Here is a 20,880-nt window from a genome sequence, read left to right on the forward strand (position 1 = left end):
GTTCTGTTTACCTGCATCTTAGAAAATAATCTGTTACCATTTCTACATTTTTTTACAAATTCCTTCTTAATCTTACATTGTCTATGATCATCATTGAAATAGAATCTTTTCCTTGAGTAGATTGTAAGGACGTGTTCTGCCCCTTAAAGTTGAAATGCTGTTTGCGTTATATTAAACAATAAAAAGGAAGGCACAAGGCCTCCCCCTTTAAATTTACAAGATCTTCATTAAGCTCTTCTTCTAGTTCTTCAACACTTGTCTCACTATTTCTTCAAAACGAATTTCTCCAAATCCGATAACATCGCATTGGCCGAAATGATACTGCCGGATGAATTCCAAATATCGTCGTTTACTTTAAACACGTTGCCTTTTTTGACAACATCCAAATTTTTCCATAATGGATCATTCGTCCATTCCTGCTCAACCGAGCTGGCTTCCTTCTTATCATTATCCCAAGTGTAATAGAACAAAATATCGCCTTCCATATCCGGAATCCGTTCCTTGTTGATATCGTCGGCGAATTTATCCTGATTTTGTACAGCCGGGCGTTGGAAGCCAATCTTTTGCATCATAAACCCGGCGAACGTATCATTAAAGTAAATCCGTGTCTTACCCGGAATAAAACGGACCAAAGACACTTTCATCTTCAAGCTGTCGCCCGCTTTGGTCTTGAAGTCTGCAATACGTTGATCCAGCTTGCTAAGCAATTGATCGCCCTGATCCTTTTTGTTCAAGGCTTCGGCATATAATTTAAAATTTTTCTGCCAGTCTGCATTAATTTTCTCGGAAAATATAGTAGGAGCAATCGCTGACAGTTGAGCGTACACCTTCTCCTGACGAAGCTTGTTACCGATAATCAGATCCGGCTTCAAGGTTGCGATTACTTCCAGGTTCGGCTGGTTCTCGTCGCCAACAACAGTTACACCCTCTAAATCCTTCTTAATATGATCATAGAAAGGTGTTCCCGACCATGATTTGACAGCGCCAACAGGCTTAATGCCTAAAGAAAGCAGTACTTCGGTTCCTTCATTCGTCAGAACGACAATCTTCGTAGGGTTGCCCGTGATCTTGGTTTCGCCCATCGCATGCTTGACGGTGTACGATTCAGCAGGCTTAGGTGCCGGTGCCGGCGTCGCTGGCTGTGCGGTTCCACCAGTTGAACCTTCTTTGCTAGCCGTCGGAGTCGTCTGGCCGCAGCCGGATAACACGAGCGCAGCGCTTAGCAGACTGGCTACTAATAATGTCGATGGTTTCTTGAAGCGTTGTAAATTTGTAAAAAACAATGAAGCTCTCCCCTTTATTTGTGATAATGACAATCATTATCAATGATACTTGGAATGATGGGGCAAGTCAATATCACGGAATCGTAAATCACTTTGAACTGCGTACAACAATTTTCCGTACATTGCACAAAATAAGGATAACTGTTACATTCATAGTAGGTTTCTTCATACAAACAGGAGGCTATTACAATGTCACAAGAGCAAGTTCGGATCGAAAAGGATTTCTTGGGTTCACGCGAAGTACCAGCAGATGTCTATTATGGCATCCAAACCTTACGTGCAGTGGATAATTTCCCCATAACCGGTTACCGTATTCATGAAGAACTCATTAAAGCTATGGCCATTGTTAAGAAATCCGCCGCGCTTGCCAATGTGGAAATGAGGCAATTGAACGCAAGACTTGGCGAGGTCATCGTTAAGGCTGCTGATGAAATCCTGTCAGGACAGTGGCATGATCAATTTATAGTTGACCCCATTCAAGGCGGAGCAGGGACCTCTATCAATATGAACACCAATGAGGTTATTGCAAATCGTGCATTAGAGCTGCTTGGCGAAACCAAAGGTGATTATTTTAAATTAAGCCCAAATACGCACGTGAACATGGCACAATCCACGAATGATGCTTTTCCCACGGCTATCCATATCGCGGCGCTGTCTTTAATTAATCAATTGTTGACCACGATGGAGCAATTAAAAGAAACGTTTGAAACCAAAGCCGTAGAATTTGACAGTGTGATCAAAATGGGACGCACGCATCTTCAGGACGCGGTTCCGATTCGTCTCGGTCAGGAATTTGCTGCTTACAGCAAGGTTCTGGGAAGGGATATTAAACGGATTGGACAAACGAAGGAGCATTTATACGAGGTTAATATGGGAGCAACCGCAGTGGGGACAGGCCTGAATGCCGATCCACGATATATTACGAGATGCGCCGAGCTGCTGGCCGAAATAAGCGGCTTTCCCTTACAATCAGCTGAGCACTTAATTGATGCAACGCAAAATACAGACTCCTATACAGAGGTATCTGCGGCGCTCAAAATTTGCATGATCAACATGTCCAAAATCGCCAATGATCTCCGCCTGATGGCATCTGGACCTCGTGCCGGCCTTGGTGAAATATCTCTTCCAGCCCGACAACCAGGCTCCTCCATCATGCCAGGCAAGGTCAATCCTGTTATGTGTGAGGTTGTGAACCAGGTTGCTTTCCAGGTGATTGGCAATGATCACACGATTTGCCTGGCATCCGAAGCAGGACAATTGGAGCTCAATGTGATGGAGCCGGTGCTTGTTTTTAACCTGCTGCAATCCTTAAGCATCATGAATCAGGCGCTGAAGGTGTTTAGAACGTATTGCATCGAAGGCATCGAAGCCAACATCGAGATCTGCAAGCAGTATGTGGAGAAAAGCGTCGGCATTATGACTGCTCTGAATCCGCACCTTGGATATGAGGTTTCAGCACGAATTGCTCGCGAGGCTATCTTAACAGGCAAATCCGTTCGTGATTTGTGCCTGCTGTATAATGTGCTGTCGGAAGAGGACCTTAATACGATCCTTGATCCTTTTGAAATGACCAATCCGGGAATTGCCGGGGCTTCCCTGCTCCTGTCGCAATAATCCCAGCATACACAAAAAGTGATGGTTTCCGAGCGGAATCATCACTTTTTATTTTGGAAAAGCTATACGTAACGACTGTATTTATTCCAATTATTAGGAGATCGGATAATCAATCACAATAACACTTTCAATAATGCCATCCAATAATTGGACGAATTGCTGGTGTACGGGATGTGGTCCATACTGCTGCAAAGACTGCTTATCTTCAAATGTAACGCGAAGCCCCAGTGTGTAACCACGAATATTATCGGTTTCTTCGGTCACATTCACACCTGCAGTCATATCAACAACCCCCGGAATTCGGCCTTTAAAGGACAACAGACTCTCCAACAGCTGTTTTTCGTGCTCCGGTTTGTAGTTCTCGTTAAATTTAAAAGCTACGATATGCTCATACATGAACGACTCTCTCCTTTTACCCTCATTACGTGACCATAAAATCATACCATAATCCTAAGATTTGTAATAAACTTATCTTATTATTAAAGTAAATTTCGGAAGGTTCGATGCTATGGATCAGTCCAGCTTCTTTATGATGACAGAAGCCTTTTCCATTGACTACACCGATAGTGGAAAGGAAAGCCGCAAACCGCTTGAGCACTTTCATGATTCTTATGAGCTCGCTTTTTTCATTCGGGCCGATATCGATATTTTTGTTAAAGATACGAAATATCGCATTCAGGATGGAGATCTGCTGCTGATCAATGCTTACGACCTGCATCGAATCTTCTATAATCCGAACCATGAATATACCCGCTATGTGATTCAGTTCAAAAAAAGCTTTATTTATGAGCTTACCCAAACGCTTAAGCTCGAGCCGTTGATTCATAAGCTCCAGCATAAACAAAATAAAAAAATCAGTCTGACGATCAAACAGCGAGTCAGATTGGAAGAAATTTTCCGAAATATCGTGAACCTTCGAAAAAAGCTGCAATTTCGCCATGACGACTTTACTCTGGAGCCGGCTTTAAAGCTGCACTTGCTTTTACTGCTAATGGAATACGACAAATTAAGCGACTTGCGGCGCAATCTGCGTGAATTGAACCCCACTGAGAATCAAGTGCATGACATCATCCAGTATATCGACGAGCACTACGATGAGGCTATACAGTTGGATGATCTGACCGCCCAATTTGGAAAAAGCAAATACTATATCAGCCATTTATTCCGCGAAGTGACACGGTTTACGTTTGTCGAATATGTGCAGTATCGCAGGGTAATCGAGGCCCAAAAAAAGCTGCTGCAAACCGATAAGTCTATCATAGACATTGGTATGGAATGCGGTTTTCAAAGCTTGCAGCATTTTTATAGAGTTTTTAAGAAAATATCCAAACAAACACCCGCCGCTTACCGCAAGGAAAATAAATAATGAATTTCGTTATTCAGCTCGCAACGAATCTCAGTCCATGACAACGGTAAACTGCTTACCCGTAGCGGAAACCGTATTGGCATCCATATAGCATACACTAAAAGCACGACGGGACTGCTCGCTTGAATTTCCTTCAGATCCGTGAACGGTCCAGTTATGAAGGAGTACGGCTTCGCCGGGCTCAAGCTCCAAATGAACAGGCTCCCCATTTTCCACCAGCTGGCTAACCTGCTCCGAAGTGATGAAGCCTGAAGGGTTCTCCGGATTGATTAATCGATGCTGGGTTTTGGGGAATATCTTCACACACCCATTCTCTATGGTTGCCGGGTCCAATGCGGTCCATACCGTAACCAATGGATCACGATCCAGATCGGTCCAACGATCCTGATGATAGGCCAGAACCGAGCCGTGACGCGCTGGTTTATTCATGAACATAGCACGAAAGCAGGAAATGCGCGTATCCTTTCCATACACCTTATCGCATATTTCGCGAAACAACGGTTTTTGCAAATAGGTTAAGAACATTGAATCGAACTCCAGATTTTCTATCTTCCGATAGTTCAATGTGGAGCCTTTAAAGCCGAGTGTCTGACTGGATTGCTCATGTCCCTCACCGGCCTCACGCTGCATCATCAAACGATCGTAATCGCAGCCAGCTTTGCCCAGCATAATATAATCGATCTGCTGAGAAAGCGCGGCCAGCTCAAGCTCCGTAAGCACTTTGCCCAATTTAAGATACCCCTGCTCTTCGTACGTTTGCCATTGTTCATCAGTCAATATCTTATCCATATTTTCCATTCTCCTTTGACAATAAGTTAGTCCTGCTTGAATACCTCTTATTGTAAAGGTCCTTGCATCAACTATCTTCGCCAATCTTGTTCGCCGTGCGGAATTAACTTATCTTGTTGTCATCAGACTAACAGGACCAAGAAACATGGGAAACTGAAGATAGCAGCTATGCTCTGCGATGTCTTCTTTTGATTGATAATACGATTAACGCCATCATAACAATACCGCCAACAAAGCCGCCTAGATGGGCATAGATATCGATGTTGGGAACGAACAACGAGTACGCGAACCCAATCCCTACAATAACGAGAAGCGTCTGTTTGGTCTGGTAATCGATAATGTCCTTTCGAAATATCGCCAAAAATAAAAACGCAGCATAGATCCCGTATATCGCTCCCGATGCGCCTGCCGAGACAAAATAATCCTTGTGCAGCCACATACTGAATATATTTCCTGTAATGCCACATACGATATAGGTCAGCAGGTATCTCCACTTACCGAGCATAAGCTCCAGCGGCGCTGCAAACACATACAGAGCAAAGCTGTTAAAGAACAGATGCGAAAATCCGATATGAATAAACATCGCAGCTGCGTAACGCCAAGCCTCCGCTTTCATATTCGGCAAATCAAATATGGCACCAAATTGCAGCAGGGTTACGTTCGGGTTCTGGGATAAGCTGAATAGTTCCATAACTCCCCACACCACGATATTCACAAGAATCAATAGAGCTGTGATCGGATACAGGCTGATATATTCCTTTAAACTTTCTCTTCGTGCGAACATGGACTCACTTCCTCTCGCTTTTGCTACATGCTGAATCTTTGTCGGTAACCGCACTTTCTGCACAACTCTTCCACGACTTCTCTTCGGGAAAAACCGTTATACAAATTGTTGGCACGTTCTCCCTCTACAATTTCGGAGAAGGGGGTTTGATTAATGTTGCCCAAATTGATAACACCTTCTCCGTCGAGACAGCAAGGCACCACCGTACCATCTACCAGAATCGCAGCCTGATTGCGCAGCGCATGACAAAAGCCCTTGCCTTCATCCTCAGCTTCCTTTAAATCCGGCCACTGAAACTCATGATCCTGATTCAAATAAATTTGCTTTGCAATTTTCAATCCGCTGCCGCGCACAAACTTCTCTTCAATTTTGAAGTCCAGATCGAACGCTTTCTCAATCATTTCAAGAATTTCGCGATTTCGGCTTCTTTCAAGGTTGGTGGTATTGTCCGTATCCAAATTCCACAGCCTCAGCGAAACCAATAAAGGGGTCGTAGCGACCGCTTCCTTCACGAAATCCAAAATATTCATAATATAGGCTTCCTTATTTGTCGAGCCTTCATGCCCGTCAAAGCTGTGTAATGAAAAATTCATCTGTCTAAGCGCAGGCTTAGGCAAAATTTTATGCTTATTTTTGGTGATCAAGGTGCCATTGGTCGTAATATTGACCTTGAAGCCTCGCTCATGGCTCAGATCCAGCAGTTCATCGATCTTGGGATGAAGCAAAGGCTCGCCCTTAACATGAAAATAAATATAATCCGTGTGCGGCTTAATTTCATCAAGAATTTTGGTGAACGCATCTATTTTTATAAAGTTCGATTGTCGCTTGGTTTGCGGGCAAAAGGTACAAGCCAAGTTGCACACGCTCGTAATTTCGATATAAGTCTTTTTAAATTTCTTCATCTGCTATCACTCCATTTCTATTAAATCCTTTGTTCACATTGGCATACCAAAAAGCCTGCAATGAGTCACAAGTATGCTCATGCAGACTTTCCATCATTTTAAATATAGCACAGGATGGGGCCGGATGACAGTCTATGTCAATAGTCTCCTCGTATATTTGAAGTCTATCAGATCCGCTATACTCCCTCTTCTGTACTTTCTTCTGCCGCTCCCGCAGCAATTTGATCGGCAGCTCGAAAGGACAATACCGTAATATCGTCACGCTGTCTTTCATCGCCCATATACGTTTCCAGCTCATGAAGGAACGATTCCTTCTGTTCCATCAGGGATAAATTCCCGTAACGAACGATCATTTCCGCGAATCGTTTTTTACCGAATGAATAATCGCGTTCACCGCCGTTTTGATCGAAGAAGCCATCCGTAGTCATATAATAACGGGCCTCACCCTCTGGCATCAGATGGTTTGTATATTCATAATCGGAAGGGGTTTTACGGTAGCCCACGCTTCTGCGGTTGCCCTTCCATGATTGCAATACCCCGTCCTCATCCACGCGATGCAAGGTGCAGGAAGCACCTGCGAATACGACACAATTCGGTTCAATGGAACAAATGCCGATATCCAGCCCGTCATCAGTCACACCTTCATGACCATCCTGACCGAGTGTTTCTTTCAACAGGCGATTCAATTGACTCAAAATCGATGCCGGGTCCTCTATCTCTCCACTATCTGCAATACGGTTGAGTGCGGATACGGCCAAAAGTGTCATGAATGCGCCAGGCACACCATGACCTGTACAGTCGCCAACAGCTACGAGCGTCCGTTCTCCGAATTGCTTCGACCAGTAAAAGTCACCGCCTACGACATCCCGCGGCCGCCAAATAACAAAATGCTCATTAAACAATACCTTTAACTGCTGCTCCTTCGGTAAAACAGATTCCTGCAGCAGCTTGGCGTAATTAATGCTGTCCAGTATTTCCTGATTGCGCTCGTACAATTCCTTCGTGCGTTCCATAACCTGCTTCTCCAGCTCCTGGTTCAGCAGAATCGCCCGTTTATAAGGATTAGCCAGCTTGCAGGATACATAATAGAAGAAGAACACAATCGAAACTATAGAAACGGCTACGGCCAGAACCGTATTCCATTTAATCGTCCGCAGGAAAGACACCGTCTCATTGCGTTCTACCTCAACAAGCAGATGAAGATCCGTCGACTTCAATGGGTAGCTGATCAGATCCATTCGCTCGCCTGATTTGGAATCATATTCAAAAATTCGCGTCGTTGTATCAAACTGCCTGAGCACGTCGCTCGAGGCTGAATCTATCAATACATCTCGGATATTTTTGCCATTATGCTCATACACATCGGATAAATAAATCGATCCCTTGCTATCGATCAGCCATAGATTGATGCCCTTGCCATCCTTGTAGGAAGCAAAATTATCGGACAGCTCATGAAGATTGATCCCTACACCCACAACCGCCAGGGGCGCGTCAACCGGACCTGCTAATGCGTTCACGAATGCAAACGTATCTTTAAGCTCGTTATTGTAATCAAAATTCACCGAGGAGGCCTTCTTGAGTGCGATGGAATCAAAGAACCAGCTATCATCAGGATCTTGCTCGCTTATCGTATCGATAATCTTTCCATTTTCATCCCAGTAATGCCTTGATTTCGTGCTTGCTATAAAAGTCGTGCTATAGCCTAGTTTTTGATGCAAATAATTCGTTTTTTGGTGAACCATGGCCTCAAGCGTCGCATTGTTCTCCCCCTCCTGCAGCCATTTCAATAGAGTAGGATCGTTGGCAAACACCAAAGAGGTTTCGATTTCCTTATCAATCCGCGCATCTACCTTGGACGAGATAGACTCGGCAATCGTCTCGAGATCACGGCTTTTCAACTTTTTGACGACTTCGTTTTCTGTAAAGAAATATACAAATGTGCCGATTAGCACAATCGAAAACACGATCAATACACTAGCCAATATCATGACCTTCGTTACTCCCGAATCGAAGGCAGGTTTGGCTTTCAAATTTATCTCTGGTTTGAATACATTCGACATCCGTGCACCCCTATTTAAAAGCTTTAGACATCCTTGTAGCCGATAGAGCTGCTTCAGCACGTATGTGTCAGCTTAGTTACCCGTCACGCTATCAATCGTGCCAAACATATCCTTAATCCTCTGAATATCAGCCTCAGGCAGTGGAGGTCGGTTCGCCGATGCAATATTATCCGCCAGATGCTGTACATTGCCCGTTCCCATCAACACGGAATGAATGCCCGGCTCATATCTGCAAAAGCGGTAAGCCGCATCCATGATGCTTTCAGCACCATGCTGATGCACCAGGAAATCCAGGCTATTGACTGGATTGACCTTATCAGGATCCAGCTTTCCTTCGGCAAGCAGGCTCGCAATAATCTCGGCTAATGCCTCTGGATGCGACAAGGCTCTCCTTACCGCGAACATGTCGAGAACTCCAATATTTTTGGCGATCGTAGCTTCAAATATTTGAGCCCGTGCGCTCTGGTTTAACATATTAAACCCGACCATCATCACATCCCAGCAATCATCCTGAATAGCTTGATGCAGCATCTGATGAGTGGGGTCTGATCCAAAAGCTTCGGTGATACCAAGAAAACGAATTTTACCCTTTTCCTGCATTTTGATCATTTCCGGTACCAAATGCTCTACCGCATATGCGTAATCAGCAGCAGCCACACCATGCAGATGATAAATATCGATATAATCCGTTTTCAAATTGGACAAGCTTTGATCGACACTTTTTTCAAAATCGTCTGGCTGCTTTAATTCCTTATTATGTTGAAGTGAATACTTGGTGGATATGTATACGGACTCTCTTGGGACATGCTGTAGGCCTGCCCCCACTACATTTTCTGTGCCATAGGCTTCAGCCGTGTCGATCAGATTAATACCGAGCTCAATCGCTTTAGCAACAATCGTCGCGGCTCCCTGCTCGCTTTTAATCGTTTTCATACCTAACCTGCTGCTTCCGCCAGCCCCAAGGCTCATGACGCTTACCTGTAAACCGGTCCTACCCAAGGTTACATAATCCACGGACAATCACTCCTCAATAATAGGATTTAACAATCTGTATACGTCTACATTATCGTATTATGAATGGCTTGTGATGTCTACTAGAATAGCTTCAGAGGCAGCAGCCAAATCTTCACCTTTAAGAAATATTTGCAAGCCGCGGCGACCAGCACTGATACTGACAGGGCTTACGCTCACAGCAGCCGGCGCTAAATAAAAAGGATACTTTTTCTTCGTTCCAAGAGGTGAGACCCCTCCGCGAATATAGCCGGTTAAAGCTTGAATTTCTTTTACGGCAACCATCTCGACCTTCTTATTCCCACTTGCCTGGGCTAAGCTTTTTAAATTCAGCTCGGCATCGCCAGGAATACAGGCCATCATAATCCCCGTTTTATCTCCGCGCAATACAAGCGTTTTATAAATTTGATCCGCCGGCAAGCCGACCTTATCGGCTACAGTGTAAGCATCCAGCTGATCTTCATCCCAATCGTACTCATGTAACGTGTATGAAATATGGAGAGCGTCCAATATTCGACAAGCATTGGTTTTTGCAGACATAGAGATTTTATTCCAACCCTTCATTTAAACAATTCAATCGTTTTAAGATATTTATAGTTATGAAGAAGGCGAACGCAGAACACGGTCTTGCACCGAATCCTGACGTTCGCCTAATTATATTACAGATTCAAGAGGTGAATTGAACCTATGCGCGGTTATAAAACGCTTCGAGCTGTGCAACAATTTCTTCCTTGCTGTTATTCACAATCGTTTGATACTGAGGCAGGGAAAGCAGCTGCTCAATCTCAGCCGGGAATTGCTGCTTAATATCAATCAGACGAATGGCTTCGTCGAATTTCGCAGGATGTGCGGTTGCAAAGGATACACAAACCTCATTGTCGTTAGCAAACGTCTCATATGCCGCTATGCCGCAAGCTGTATGCGGGTCTAGCAAGTAATCGTGCTCGGCCTTGTATTTTCCGATAATCTCCAAACATTCGGCATTTTTCACACCATGGGCAGAGAACTCGGCTTGTACCCGTTTCAGGTCTTCGGCATCAATCACAATTTGCCCTTCTTGCTGGAACTTCTTCATATACTCGGACACCTTTTGCGAATCCTCGCCCAAGAAATAATACAAGTAACGTTCAAAATTGCTGGCAATCTGAATATCCATGGACGGACTGTGCGTGCTCAGGAAATCACCGCTTTTGTATATTCCGGTTTTGATAAAACGCTCCAAAATATTGTTCTCATTGGTGGCAATAATGAGCTTGTTGATCGGAAGCCCCATTTTTTTGGCCAAATAACCGGAGAACACGTTGCCAAAGTTACCTGACGGAATGCTGAAATTGATCTTCTCCAGATTTTGCTGCTTGGCTACCTGCAGATAGGCATAGAAGTAATAAACGGTTTGCGCCAAGATCCGCACGAAGTTGATCGAATTGATAGCCCGCAAATGATGCTTGCCTTTAAAATCCAGATCACCGAACAGCTCCTTGATGACCCCTTGGCAATCGTCAAAGTTGCCCTTAACCGCTAAATTCAACACATTCGCATCATTGACGGTTGTCATTTGAAGCTCCTGCACCTTGCTCACCTTGAGATGCGGATGCAGCACACAAATACGAATGCCTTCTTTCCCGCGTACTCCCTGGATGGCAGCAGCGCCCGTATCTCCCGAGGTTGCTCCGAGAATATGAATAATCTCGCCTTGCCTCCTGGAAATATACGAGTAAAGCTCGCCCATAAATTGCAAAGCAACGTCTTTGAACGCGAAGGTCGGTCCATGGAACAGCTCCAGGATATGGAGCTTATCGGTAATCGTTTGTACAGGCGTTACTTCGGGACTACGGAAGCTGGAGTAGCTTTTAGCTACCATATCCTTTAAATCCTCGTAAGGGATTTCATCATTTGTATAATAAGAGAAAATTTTCAAAAACAGCTCCTGGTAGCTTAAAGCTTCCCATTCCTTCAAGGTCGCCGCTGAAACCACAGGGATTTCTTCAGGGATCATCAAGCCGCCATCGTCAGCAAGTCCCATTAGAACTGTTTCTATAAAACCTCTTGCTTCCACATTGCCTCTGGTGCTGATATACTTCATCTTTCGTTCCTCCAATAATTTCATTCCATTAGGATAGGGATATAGTTGTCATTAACTCTATTTTACCTTTATTCGGAGCGATAACCAAGTGATGATTTCAAATTTGTTGATATTCAAACGCCTGCCGTATAAAAGACAACAAAAAACACCCGTTTATCAACAGGTGTTCAATATCAGTTTCGTATTGACTCTTATTATCTATGTAGAATGCGATCATTGCCCGCTTGGATCTATTTCATTTCCTCAGCAATTCGCTCAAAATACTCGTCCATGATCGCGATATTCGTTGTAAACAGCTGTCCAAACAACTCACTCGTCAAACGACCATGCTCTACATCAATTCCTGTACGATATCGTAGTTCTCCATCTGACATGTCCATCTCAAAGTTGCCAACAGCCAAATCATAATTTTCCTGATTCAGAAACACAGCCATTGCTGTTTGATACGGCTCGGTTATCAGCTGCGGATAAATCGAATATACGATACATAGCTGCTTCGCTTCATCTGTACGAACAAGGACAATCCATTGTCCATGATCTCCTCGAAAGGTCAATCGAAGAATCGTATCGTCAATGCGTTCATAGCTCCATTCCAGACGGGTCAGGTAGCTTTCCACGATCTCGTTCAATGTTGCAACCGATTGATCAGCTTCCGACTTGATAACTCCCGGATCCGCCCATAGGGTGCGATATCCCTGCTTCAAAGAGCCGCCAGCTAACTCATCAGGAAGCTCGACCAGTTGTTTGACCTCTTCTATTAGCCAGCATTCACTCATTCTAAGTGGCAGTACACCATCAGCTTGTTCTTGCAGCAAGGTCTTTAGAACATCCTCTACATCAGCCTGATTGTGCAATACCGCCTTGAGCAGGCTTTGCCTTAACGATGCCTTGAGTTCAACCGGCTGTCCTTCATCCAGAATCCCTGCAGTGGTTCCTTCTCTCGTTGCAGGGAACATACCAAACCAATCTCCTGCAAGTATGAGCGCATACGTTGACCATTCCACCTCAAAGCTGATCGTGCAGGTCGCGAGATGATCCCCTGAGGCAAGGACCAGCCGCTTCAAACGAGCATGTATGGGATCACCTGTTAATGTTGTGAACGTCAGCGGATGATCCAGCTCCAATCTTGACTCTACTTCGGCATTTGCTCCATGATCCGCCATCTGCTTCCTCCTAAGTCTCATTATCGCTATATAACCACTATCGATTTCCTCTATCGTAATCTTTGGATATGAATTTAATAAAATTGCGAATTGCCATCGCTTGGTATCCTATGCAATCTCATGGCCCAGCGCCTCAGCCGAACCGCTCAGCGCGCCACCCTTGCTGGCAAGACCAATTTTGCCCAGCCGCTTGGACTTCTCCACAGCAACCTTGACTATCTCGGCATCAACCTCCATAGATTTCACCTGGCTGGCCTCAAGAGCAATCTCCCACTCTTCCCCGACACCAGCAGCGTTCCATTTCTTCTCAAACGATAATGCAAATTTAAGCGCATTGGACAATCCAATCTTGTTCACCGTCTCGGTTGCGCTGGATTGCATCTCATCACCTGTAACCCAGCTGCGAATCGTGTCATTTACGGTCTCATCACCTTGGATTTTCTCTGCAAGGCTTGCTCCTATCTGGTCAAAATGATCCCCCATGAACAAGGCATCACTGCCGGAATCAAGCGCAGTCCCAACAGCGCGCGTGCCTCTATTCGACTCCTGATTAGCAGTCTTTTTCAGTAAAGCAATCAGATTCTTGCCGCTGCCTACACAGGCTGCTGAAATCTTCGATGCAATCCGTGTAAACTCACCGCTATCTTCTCCGAATTGCGATGGCACAGTACCGGAAGCTTCAAGACTCAGCTCTCTTATTCTTAAATCGTCACCCGTCCTCACAAAAACCATGGAACCCTCAAGTCCAAAGGCAACGCTATCCTTACCGAATTTAACCTCAATCTCTGTTGCAGCATCAACTACGTTGCGAATCTCACCCTTGCCGATACTGTCTCCTCGCAGATTAGCAGGAAGCTTAACACCTGCAGCATCCTTGCCCTTTTCTGCAATGACTTCCTTGTTGTAACGGCTAAGCCGTTTGTACGCCAGCTCCGCGGAAAACTCGGCAACACCTGCATTGGCCTCCATTGCAATTTTCATAAGTAAACCAACATCGACTGAGCCGTCCCCGCTCATATCCTGCTCTTCTATCATCATGGCCCATTTTTCCGCTTCAATCCGTGTTGATTCGCCTGATTTACCGCCTTGGCCCCAGAAATATTCAGCCGCGCTTTGCGGAACCTGTCTGTATAATCCATATGAGAGCAAATTCATCACATTGGTGGTGTCTTTACCTTTGGCTTCCAGAAACAGCCCTAAACGGAAGTTGGCATCAAAACCAAAGGTTTGAAAACCGGCACCCAGTGTAATCTGGGTGTTGACCGATAATTCGTCACTTTCCCTCTCGGCTTCGCCCCCGAAGCCGAACAAGAAGTAAGCTTGAGCGCCGCCGCTGGCCGATGCAAACGGAATTTTCAATTCAACGTCAAAGGAGCTTGCATCTCCGGCATTCGGCGTGGAGATATCAATCAGTTTGCCGAGCTTCGCAAATCCGCTGCTCAAATTATCGGCCGTTACAGATTCCTTGATCGCTTTCTTGCCTATTTCATCACGGGTGACTTCCGTTTTCACACCAGTATTGATTTCAGCGGTCTTAGCCGCATCGGGAGTTGATCCTGCAACTTCCTTATCGCCCTTCGTCAGCTTTCTGGCTTCATTGATCGCTTCGCTTTTCTTCTCCTTTAACAATTCGTTTGCCTTTAGTGTAGCTCCCGATACCGCCGCTGCCTTGATTTTATCAGTTGCTTGTGCATTCTCTCTTGCTATATCATACGCCGATGTTTTACCGGCATGCTGTAGACCTTCAGTTGTGCTGATTTTGGGTACAACTCTTTCCACAATGGCATCAGCCTCTGTACCCATCACGGCATCAACTGACACCTTGGAGCTTGCATAAGCCTTCGTTTTTGCTGCCATCGCGTAGTATTGCTTCGTCATTTCTCCCTTGCTTGCCGTTAGCGAATTCGTGTCAATATCCGAATCAATATCTGCACGTGCTTGTTCGCGTGCACTGTCCTTAAGCTTTTGACGGAATTCGTTCAATTCCTTAGATCTGCGGAATTCTCTGCGGCCGACACCCAGTTTCAGTAAAGCAGCCTTTTTCATTGGCGCTACCAATACATCCTGGTATACCTTCTCGTACTCTGCTGTAAAAGCAAGACCACCATCCAAGCTGTGACGCTTCTGAATCTCCTCGCTGCCCGCCGTGCCCACGTTGACCTTGGTGTTAATAAAGGTATTGTCCTGCTCTGCATTTCTGACGATTTCCAATTTGGAAGTAGCGCTATACGTCTTGATTAAAGTCTTCGCATATGTATCCATTTTCTTTTTGGCTTCCTCAGCAGCCTTGCTCTTTTGGACATCAAGGGCAACCTTGGTTTTCGGCACAACCAGCTCAAAGCCTTCCTTGGCCTTCTTCTCCAGCTCTGTCTTATTATCATCGGCAACCTTTGCCGTTGTCAGCTCCTCGGCATAAGCCGCTAATGCCTTGCCTACAGCTCCACTGGATTCAGCATGCTGGGCCGCAAACTTCTTGGCGTCAGCCTTCTCGTTAGCCGATGCCGTCAAATCAGCATCGATATTGGCTTTCACATCCGCAATCGCTTTGTTGGTAACACTCTCGCGTATACCCTTTGCTTTCGAATCCGTTTTCAAATAAGCAGTCGTTTCCTGCTTAACCTTCTCTCTCACTTCCCCGAGAGCTTGTACGGCCAATGCTGGAGCTACAATATCGCGCTCCGCCTCCAAATCCAACTTACGCTGCTCGGCAGGCGTTATTGAAGGAACGGTTGGGGTGACTGCTGTACCGCCTGCAGGAGTCGCCGTCCCAGCCCCTCCTGCCCGTTGAATGACAGATGCATCATTACGCATTCTTTGCACCAAGCCCTGCAAAGCCCGATTACCAATCGTGCTTTGCAGCTGCAAAATACGTGCAGGCGTCAGTTGGTGCGAATCCATTGCCGGGACAACTCCCGCCTCAGCAGTGGGAGAACTTGTTTGGAGCGTTTTTGTCAGGCTATTAGATCGATTTTCAGGTACACGTTCACTCACAACGAACACTCCTTACCTTGCATCTTTACGAGCGGATACAATAACAGCATCTGTCTTAGCAACAGATGCTGTTGTATGCTGATTTCTATTCGTCATATTTCCGTTATTTAACAACCTCAGTTTTAAACACGTTATCCAGCTTGCCTTCGAGCCTTTTCTTTAAAGGAATTTTTATATCTCTGCCCAGTTCCTTGAAGAAGGTGTCCACGTCACAGTTAACATTTTCCAGTATCACTTTTAAAGAGCCGTCCGCAACAATGCTCTGATTTCCTTCAGCAGGTACGACAGCATCAACCGCATATTTCTTGGTTAACGTATTGATATACCTCGCAAAAATTTCAAGCAATTCATCGTTGGTAAAATTTTCGATGGCTACTTTTCCTTTAATAGTGAAATTCAACTTGATCAGCACGCTCGGTGTTCCCCTTTTCTTGATAACCATTTTTTTACTTCTAATCAATAAATTCAAAAAGCAAATACAATTCATTCGAGTGATACAATTTGGCACTTTTCTCTTCATAATGAGAAGTACAGCCTTCCAGCATGAACGACCATGTACGCTTGCCCTGATTGTCAATAATGTTCAGGCTATCGTAAGAGGCCATTTCAAAACTGATCCCATCACAGGCATGTTCGCTGACTTCCTCTCCATGACCGTATCGGGTGATTCTTAATATCTTCGAGATGTCTTTATTCGTATCGCAAAATAAAAATAAATGAGCCAAGATCCGAGACATTTGACCAAACCCCTATTCTTTCCTGTAAAAAGCCAGCTGTTCAACGAGCTGCCCTCCGTACCACTCCAAACTATATATACATCATACCAATTTTCACTCAATTAGTATATCCGTGAGTCGATTTATGTAGAAAAAAACAATTTGTGTTTCACTTTTGAAGAAAGTGTGTAATAATTAGAACGTTAACTCTTATAATTTCATATTTGAATCATACGCGCTGAGTTTTCTGTATAGAAAACCGGGGGAACCAAGTAATTGGGGTGAATCGATATGCAAGTGCATGTCGTAGGGCTAATTCTCACAGTCCGAATCCGTCAGCTAACCTCGGAAGCGAAAGTGGGAAGGATAGATGTGTTCATTTGACACAAGGTCTAGCCTTGTGTTTTTTCTGTTTTTCAGAATACTCGATAGGAGGAATTTACTATGGTCCATAAGGAAAAACTATTTCGTATGCTCGAAGGTTTGAATGAAAAGGATCAACGCGCTGCTTACGAATTCATCCACTCCTTGGCCGAACGCCAAGAAGAGTGTGCAGAGGAAACCCCGAGCCTTGAGTTATTTGGAAAAAATTATTATGTTGTCCCTGACTAATTCCACATTCGATCAGCCTATGCATGATTTTCAAATTCAGTACCTTCTGATATACATTCTGTCAATATCCAGCATATGGCTGATTACTATTCAATCATTCCCATAATTATCTTGCCCTCTATTACACATTTTCAAAATATTTTTTCAGTATTCATCCATTTTTTATCAAGCTGCCTCTAATTCACTCATCCCCCCTGGCTCAAAAGGCTGTGCAAGCATCAAAACCAACACCATCTCAAAAATAACCGTCTCTTTCTACCCCATTTTTCTCTGCTTATTTGTTGGTAGTCGTCATGCAGCCATTTAGACTAAATCCTGCATACGATGAGATCATGGGGGCACAGGTTCAAATTCGGCCGTTTCGATCATAATATGTAGAGAACAGCCAAGTAATAAGCGTACTTGATTACGTGAACAGTGGTTGGATTCCGCCTTTCCTGTCCAAATATTAATAAGAGAGGAAGAATACCGAGCCTTGGGTACAGGTGAATTTCATGAATAATCAAGATGGTGGGATAACCCCTGCGTTAACGTTCCGCAACACTTCCGAGCAAGGCCTAAGCCTTGCGCAAGTTCATGAGCGAATTATCGGTTTTATGCAGCTTGATCCCAAAGCAGCTTATAAATTTATAATAGGCACCGATTGCCAGGTCCATCAAGGCTATACACAATTTATCACGGGTGTTGTGATCCAGCGTCCAGGTAATGGAGCCTGGGCCTGCTATCGGCAGGTGATCGTCCCGCGGGCCATTGCCTCAATTAAAGAAAAGCTTTCAACCGAAACCGCATTAAGCGAGGAAATTGCCTTGTTCTTTAGTGACGACAAACGCCGGGAAATGGAGGATATTGTCCTCCCTTTTGTATATAAAGGAGCTTCTTTCGAATCGTATATTCATATTGATGCAGGCTCGGATCACGTGAAAAACAAAACGTCTTTATATGTAGCGGAAATGGTATTACGCGTCCAATCGTTAGGCATGGTGCCGATTATCAAACCGGATTCCTATGTAGCATCAGCTTATGCCAACCGCTATTCGAAGAAAAAACATCAAATTATTATTTGATTCTTAGAAGGATTATCGAGGTACTTGCGAAGGGATAATTCTCTGTACCAGATTTGCTGGTACCATTCCGGCATTCCCGTGGGTGAGATTTTCAAGTATGTCTTATAGCATTAAGAATCGAACCAATCCTAATATCGCAAAGCAGAGCAGAACGGTACCAGCGCCAATACCTGTTATAGCACTATTAGCGATGTTAAACTTTTTAGATACGAATAATGAAATGAATGCAACTGCAATGAGGAGTACCGCCAAAATATACAAGCTGGAATCTTTAAAAACACTTTTTAACCAAAAAAAATGAACACCTACAACAAAAGCAATCCATGGGGCCGTATAGTCATTACGTTTAAATTTAATTAATAGGAAAGCACCTATCGCAGCTAGAAAGAATTCTATAAATACGAAATACAAATAATTATGAAACACATCTGGATCCGATAAAGCAGTGTGATCATGCCAATGCTTAATACTTAAGTAGATACCAACTAAACCTAATACAAGTGGAACTGCTGAAGCAATCCCTATATATTTGCGCCAGCTTTTTCTTGGATTCTCCTGAGCCCAGCCAAACCAGCTAAAACTAAAAATACCGAAAATAGCCGAATACATCACATAATCCCTAACATATTCCATATCATACAACCTCCCTCTTTTCCCTAATCATATAGCTTCTTTGAAAATCGATACCCATTAATAGCATATCCCTTGCTCTTGTAAAATTCATGTGCGGCAGCTCGCTCAGGTTTGATACCGCTTGTTAAAGTCATAGCACTCCCCTTACGTGCTTGTGCCCATTCCTCAGCATGAAGTATAAGCACACTTCCAATACCCATTCCTCTATAAGCAGCCCTTGTTACCAGTGAAACAACTTGCACAACACTATCATCATATTCATAGTTGTTATTCACTCGAAGGCCGATCATACCAACAATTAAATTATCCATTTCGGCAACAAAAGTACCGTTCATTGGGCTTGATTCGATGGCTTCCATCCGTTTGCGCATAGATTCAGCGGATGTTGGATAACCAAGTTCACCCATTAATTGTGCCAATGCGTGGTTGTCTGATTGTCTAGATTCTCTTATAAGAACCATACATATCACTTCCTCATCACATTTTAGTTTGAGTCGACTGTTTTCATTACTATAACAAAAAAACCTCTTTGATCCTAATCTGAATGGTGTATTCAGGTAAGAATCAAAGAAGTTTTTAAGTTTGCTTGACAATTCTCGTATGCCGAAGACCAGACTTGAACTGGTACGGTAGTCACCTACCGCAGGATTTTAAGTCCTGTGCGTCTGCCGATTCCGCCACTCCGGCGAGTGTTACAAAAATGGAGGCGCCACCCAGACTCGAACTGGGGGTAGAGCTTTTGCAGAGCTCTGCCTTACCACTTGGCTATGGCGCCAATAATACATTATGGAGCGGAAGACGGGAATCGAACCCGCGACCCTCGCCTTGGCAAGGCGATGCTCTACCGCTGAGCCACTTCCGCATGATTAGTAATACTGGGGATCTAGGATTCGAACCTAGGGATGACGGAGTCAAAGTCCGTTGCCTTACCGCTTGGCTAATCCCCATTACTAAAAAAATAATGGGGCGATCGATGGGACTTGAACCCACGAATGCTGGAGCCACAGACCAGTGCGTTAACCCCTTCGCCACGACCGCCACAGTTGTAAGATTGGCAGGGGCAGCAGGAATTGAACCCACACCAAAGGTTTTGGAGACCTTTGTTCTACCTTTAAACTATGCCCCTATAAAAATGGTGGAGGATGATGGATTCGAACCACCGAACTCAGAGAGAGCAGATTTACAGTCTGCCGTGTTTAGCCACTTCACTAATCCTCCATATTCAATTGTCAGTACAGCATATAAAGCAACATTAATGCTTTATCTTGAAAGTACTGGTGCCGTCGAGAGGACTTGAACCCCCAACCTACTGATTACAAGTCAGTTGCTCTACCAGTTGAGCTACAACGGCATAAAGTAGAAATGGTGGCTCGGGACGGAATCGAACCGCCGACACGAGGATTTTCAGTCCTCTGCTCTACCGACTGAGCTACCGAGCCTTTTATTTCATTTTCATATTCCCTTACGGGAAATGATTAGTGGCGGAGCCGACGGGATTCGAACCCGCGGTCTCCTGCGTGACAGGCAGGCATGTTGGGCCACTACACCACGGCTCCACAGTTTCGAAGCTTATTTATCTTCGAAATTATTAAGTTGCGGGGGCAGGATTTGAACCTGCGGCCTTCGGGTTATGAGCCCGACGAGCTACCGGGCTGCTCCACCCCGCGTCAATCAATAAATACATGGTGGGCGCTGACGGGATCGAACCGCCGACCCTCTGCTTGTAAGGCAGATGCTCTCCCAGCTGAGCTAAGCGCCCTTGCTTTGGTGACCCGTAGGGGACTCGAACCCCTGTTACCTCCGTGAAAG

19 protein-coding genes, 12 tRNA genes and 1 riboswitch are annotated in these 20,880 nt (G+C 44.7%); of the genes, 4 read left to right on the forward strand and 27 right to left on the reverse strand.

Annotated elements, in window-relative coordinates:
• Positions 1-263: 263 nt before the first annotated feature.
• A complete protein-coding gene (locus tag LRL21_RS24050; protein WP_240418337.1) occupies positions 264-1,283 on the reverse strand; it encodes an ABC transporter substrate-binding protein in 1,020 nt (339 codons plus the stop codon).
• A 189-nt stretch (positions 1,284-1,472) separates the two neighbouring features.
• Between LRL21_RS24050 and aspA the strand changes: the two genes are divergently transcribed.
• A complete protein-coding gene (gene aspA, locus LRL21_RS24055) occupies positions 1,473-2,897 on the forward strand; it encodes an aspartate ammonia-lyase (protein ID WP_240418338.1) in 1,425 nt (474 codons plus the stop codon).
• A 93-nt stretch (positions 2,898-2,990) separates the two neighbouring features.
• Here aspA and LRL21_RS24060 read toward each other — a convergent pair whose 3' ends face one another.
• On the reverse strand, positions 2,991-3,293 hold the full coding sequence (locus LRL21_RS24060) for a Dabb family protein (protein WP_240418339.1): 303 nt from the start codon (positions 3,291-3,293) through the stop codon (positions 2,991-2,993).
• Positions 3,294-3,405: 112 nt separating this feature from the next.
• Here LRL21_RS24060 and LRL21_RS24065 point away from each other — a divergent pair, with 112 nt between their 5' ends.
• Positions 3,406-4,263 carry a helix-turn-helix domain-containing protein gene (locus LRL21_RS24065; protein ID WP_240418340.1) on the forward strand — a complete coding sequence of 286 codons (858 nt, stop codon included), beginning with the start codon at positions 3,406-3,408 and terminating at the stop codon, positions 4,261-4,263.
• A gap of 30 nt (positions 4,264-4,293) precedes the next feature.
• Here LRL21_RS24065 and LRL21_RS24070 read toward each other — a convergent pair whose 3' ends face one another.
• From LRL21_RS24070 to LRL21_RS24120, 11 genes are all read right to left on the reverse strand, one after another.
• Positions 4,294-5,052 (reverse strand): phytanoyl-CoA dioxygenase family protein, encoded by a 759-nt coding sequence (locus LRL21_RS24070; protein WP_240418341.1) that lies wholly within the window; start codon positions 5,050-5,052, stop codon positions 4,294-4,296.
• A 166-nt stretch (positions 5,053-5,218) separates the two neighbouring features.
• Positions 5,219-5,836, reverse strand: coding sequence for a rhomboid family intramembrane serine protease (locus LRL21_RS24075; protein ID WP_240418342.1), 618 nt, complete (start codon positions 5,834-5,836; stop codon positions 5,219-5,221).
• Positions 5,837-5,859: 23 nt separating this feature from the next.
• Positions 5,860-6,738, reverse strand: coding sequence for a radical SAM/SPASM domain-containing protein (locus LRL21_RS24080; RefSeq protein ID WP_240418343.1), 879 nt, complete (start codon positions 6,736-6,738; stop codon positions 5,860-5,862).
• Between the two features lie 176 nt (positions 6,739-6,914).
• Positions 6,915-8,798 (reverse strand): SpoIIE family protein phosphatase, encoded by a 1,884-nt coding sequence (locus tag LRL21_RS24085; RefSeq protein ID WP_240418344.1) that lies wholly within the window; start codon positions 8,796-8,798, stop codon positions 6,915-6,917.
• Between the two features lie 72 nt (positions 8,799-8,870).
• Positions 8,871-9,812, reverse strand: coding sequence for an aldo/keto reductase (locus LRL21_RS24090; RefSeq protein WP_240418345.1), 942 nt, complete (start codon positions 9,810-9,812; stop codon positions 8,871-8,873).
• A gap of 57 nt (positions 9,813-9,869) precedes the next feature.
• On the reverse strand, positions 9,870-10,349 hold the full coding sequence (gene ybaK / locus LRL21_RS24095; RefSeq protein ID WP_240418346.1) for a Cys-tRNA(Pro) deacylase: 480 nt from the start codon (positions 10,347-10,349) through the stop codon (positions 9,870-9,872).
• Between the two features lie 145 nt (positions 10,350-10,494).
• Positions 10,495-11,892, reverse strand: a complete 1,398-nt coding sequence (thrC, locus tag LRL21_RS24100; RefSeq protein WP_240418347.1) for a threonine synthase — start codon at positions 11,890-11,892, stop codon at positions 10,495-10,497.
• 230 nt (positions 11,893-12,122) lie between these two features.
• Entirely contained in the window at positions 12,123-13,055 is a 933-nt protein-coding gene (locus LRL21_RS24105; RefSeq protein WP_240418348.1) for a YbjN domain-containing protein, read from the reverse strand.
• A 108-nt stretch (positions 13,056-13,163) separates the two neighbouring features.
• Complete coding sequence (locus tag LRL21_RS24110; protein ID WP_240418349.1) at positions 13,164-16,046, reverse strand: hypothetical protein; 2,883 nt, start codon at positions 16,044-16,046, stop codon at positions 13,164-13,166.
• Positions 16,047-16,149: 103 nt separating this feature from the next.
• Positions 16,150-16,458 carry a hypothetical protein gene (locus LRL21_RS24115; protein ID WP_240418350.1) on the reverse strand — a complete coding sequence of 103 codons (309 nt, stop codon included), beginning with the start codon at positions 16,456-16,458 and terminating at the stop codon, positions 16,150-16,152.
• Positions 16,459-16,498: 40 nt separating this feature from the next.
• Positions 16,499-16,783: a hypothetical protein gene (locus tag LRL21_RS24120; protein WP_240418351.1), complete on the reverse strand. Its 285-nt coding sequence runs from the start codon at positions 16,781-16,783 to the stop codon at positions 16,499-16,501.
• Positions 16,784-16,988: 205 nt separating this feature from the next.
• Positions 16,989-17,131, forward strand: a riboswitch (cyclic di-AMP (ydaO/yuaA leader).
• A gap of 75 nt (positions 17,132-17,206) precedes the next feature.
• Here LRL21_RS24120 and LRL21_RS24125 point away from each other — a divergent pair.
• Positions 17,207-17,374, forward strand: coding sequence for a hypothetical protein (locus LRL21_RS24125; RefSeq protein ID WP_240418352.1), 168 nt, complete (start codon positions 17,207-17,209; stop codon positions 17,372-17,374).
• A 494-nt stretch (positions 17,375-17,868) separates the two neighbouring features.
• Positions 17,869-18,438 carry a ribonuclease H-like YkuK family protein gene (locus LRL21_RS24130; protein ID WP_240418353.1) on the forward strand — a complete coding sequence of 190 codons (570 nt, stop codon included), beginning with the start codon at positions 17,869-17,871 and terminating at the stop codon, positions 18,436-18,438.
• 102 nt (positions 18,439-18,540) lie between these two features.
• Here the strand turns inward: LRL21_RS24130 and LRL21_RS24135 are convergent, their stop codons facing one another.
• The 14 genes from LRL21_RS24135 to LRL21_RS24200 all read right to left on the reverse strand — a co-directional run bounded on the left by LRL21_RS24135 (position 18,541) and on the right by LRL21_RS24200 (position 20,830).
• Positions 18,541-19,071 (reverse strand): hypothetical protein, encoded by a 531-nt coding sequence (locus LRL21_RS24135; RefSeq protein ID WP_240418354.1) that lies wholly within the window; start codon positions 19,069-19,071, stop codon positions 18,541-18,543.
• 23 nt (positions 19,072-19,094) lie between these two features.
• Positions 19,095-19,532 carry a GNAT family N-acetyltransferase gene (locus LRL21_RS24140; protein ID WP_240418355.1) on the reverse strand — a complete coding sequence of 146 codons (438 nt, stop codon included), beginning with the start codon at positions 19,530-19,532 and terminating at the stop codon, positions 19,095-19,097.
• Between the two features lie 140 nt (positions 19,533-19,672).
• Positions 19,673-19,758 (reverse strand) — tRNA-Leu (locus LRL21_RS24145).
• A gap of 14 nt (positions 19,759-19,772) precedes the next feature.
• A tRNA-Cys gene (locus LRL21_RS24150) sits at positions 19,773-19,846 on the reverse strand.
• A 12-nt stretch (positions 19,847-19,858) separates the two neighbouring features.
• A tRNA-Gly gene (locus LRL21_RS24155) sits at positions 19,859-19,933 on the reverse strand.
• 13 nt (positions 19,934-19,946) lie between these two features.
• A tRNA-Gln gene (locus tag LRL21_RS24160) sits at positions 19,947-20,018 on the reverse strand.
• A 15-nt stretch (positions 20,019-20,033) separates the two neighbouring features.
• Positions 20,034-20,109: transfer RNA gene (locus tag LRL21_RS24165), tRNA-His, on the reverse strand.
• 14 nt (positions 20,110-20,123) lie between these two features.
• Positions 20,124-20,197: transfer RNA gene (locus tag LRL21_RS24170), tRNA-Trp, on the reverse strand.
• Positions 20,198-20,204: 7 nt separating this feature from the next.
• A tRNA-Tyr gene (locus LRL21_RS24175) sits at positions 20,205-20,289 on the reverse strand.
• A 57-nt stretch (positions 20,290-20,346) separates the two neighbouring features.
• Positions 20,347-20,422: transfer RNA gene (locus tag LRL21_RS24180), tRNA-Thr, on the reverse strand.
• A gap of 12 nt (positions 20,423-20,434) precedes the next feature.
• Positions 20,435-20,510: transfer RNA gene (locus tag LRL21_RS24185), tRNA-Phe, on the reverse strand.
• Positions 20,511-20,550: 40 nt separating this feature from the next.
• Positions 20,551-20,627, reverse strand: a tRNA-Asp gene (locus tag LRL21_RS24190).
• Between the two features lie 37 nt (positions 20,628-20,664).
• Positions 20,665-20,738, reverse strand: a tRNA-Met gene (locus LRL21_RS24195).
• Between the two features lie 16 nt (positions 20,739-20,754).
• Positions 20,755-20,830, reverse strand: a tRNA-Val gene (locus LRL21_RS24200).
• Positions 20,831-20,880 lie beyond the last annotated feature (50 nt).

The organism is Paenibacillus periandrae, from assembly GCF_022458865.1.
GTDB classification, from domain to species: domain Bacteria; phylum Bacillota; class Bacilli; order Paenibacillales; family NBRC-103111; genus Paenibacillus_S; species Paenibacillus_S periandrae.

Excerpts from the sequence above, each read along its gene's own strand:
- LRL21_RS24080 (WP_240418343.1), bottom strand. The coding sequence starts at position 6,738 with ATGAAGAAATTTAAAAAGACTTATATCGAAATTACGAGCGTGTGCAAC.
- LRL21_RS24070 (WP_240418341.1), bottom strand. The coding sequence starts at position 5,052 with ATGGATAAGATATTGACTGATGAACAATGGCAAACGTACGAAGAGCAG.
- thrC (WP_240418347.1), bottom strand. The coding sequence starts at position 11,892 with ATGAAGTATATCAGCACCAGAGGCAATGTGGAAGCAAGAGGTTTTATA.
- LRL21_RS24125 (WP_240418352.1), top strand. The coding sequence starts at position 17,207 with ATGGTCCATAAGGAAAAACTATTTCGTATGCTCGAAGGTTTGAATGAA.
- ybaK (WP_240418346.1), bottom strand. The coding sequence starts at position 10,349 with ATGTCTGCAAAAACCAATGCTTGTCGAATATTGGACGCTCTCCATATT.
- LRL21_RS24085 (WP_240418344.1), bottom strand. The coding sequence starts at position 8,798 with ATGTCGAATGTATTCAAACCAGAGATAAATTTGAAAGCCAAACCTGCC.
- LRL21_RS24065 (WP_240418340.1), top strand. The coding sequence starts at position 3,406 with ATGGATCAGTCCAGCTTCTTTATGATGACAGAAGCCTTTTCCATTGAC.
- LRL21_RS24120 (WP_240418351.1), bottom strand. The coding sequence starts at position 16,783 with ATGTCTCGGATCTTGGCTCATTTATTTTTATTTTGCGATACGAATAAA.
- LRL21_RS24140 (WP_240418355.1), bottom strand. The coding sequence starts at position 19,532 with ATGGTTCTTATAAGAGAATCTAGACAATCAGACAACCACGCATTGGCA.
- LRL21_RS24135 (WP_240418354.1), bottom strand. The coding sequence starts at position 19,071 with ATGGAATATGTTAGGGATTATGTGATGTATTCGGCTATTTTCGGTATT.
- LRL21_RS24075 (WP_240418342.1), bottom strand. The coding sequence starts at position 5,836 with ATGTTCGCACGAAGAGAAAGTTTAAAGGAATATATCAGCCTGTATCCG.
- LRL21_RS24060 (WP_240418339.1), bottom strand. The coding sequence starts at position 3,293 with ATGTATGAGCATATCGTAGCTTTTAAATTTAACGAGAACTACAAACCG.
- LRL21_RS24105 (WP_240418348.1), bottom strand. The coding sequence starts at position 13,055 with ATGGCGGATCATGGAGCAAATGCCGAAGTAGAGTCAAGATTGGAGCTG.
- aspA (WP_240418338.1), top strand. The coding sequence starts at position 1,473 with ATGTCACAAGAGCAAGTTCGGATCGAAAAGGATTTCTTGGGTTCACGC.
- LRL21_RS24130 (WP_240418353.1), top strand. The coding sequence starts at position 17,869 with ATGAATAATCAAGATGGTGGGATAACCCCTGCGTTAACGTTCCGCAAC.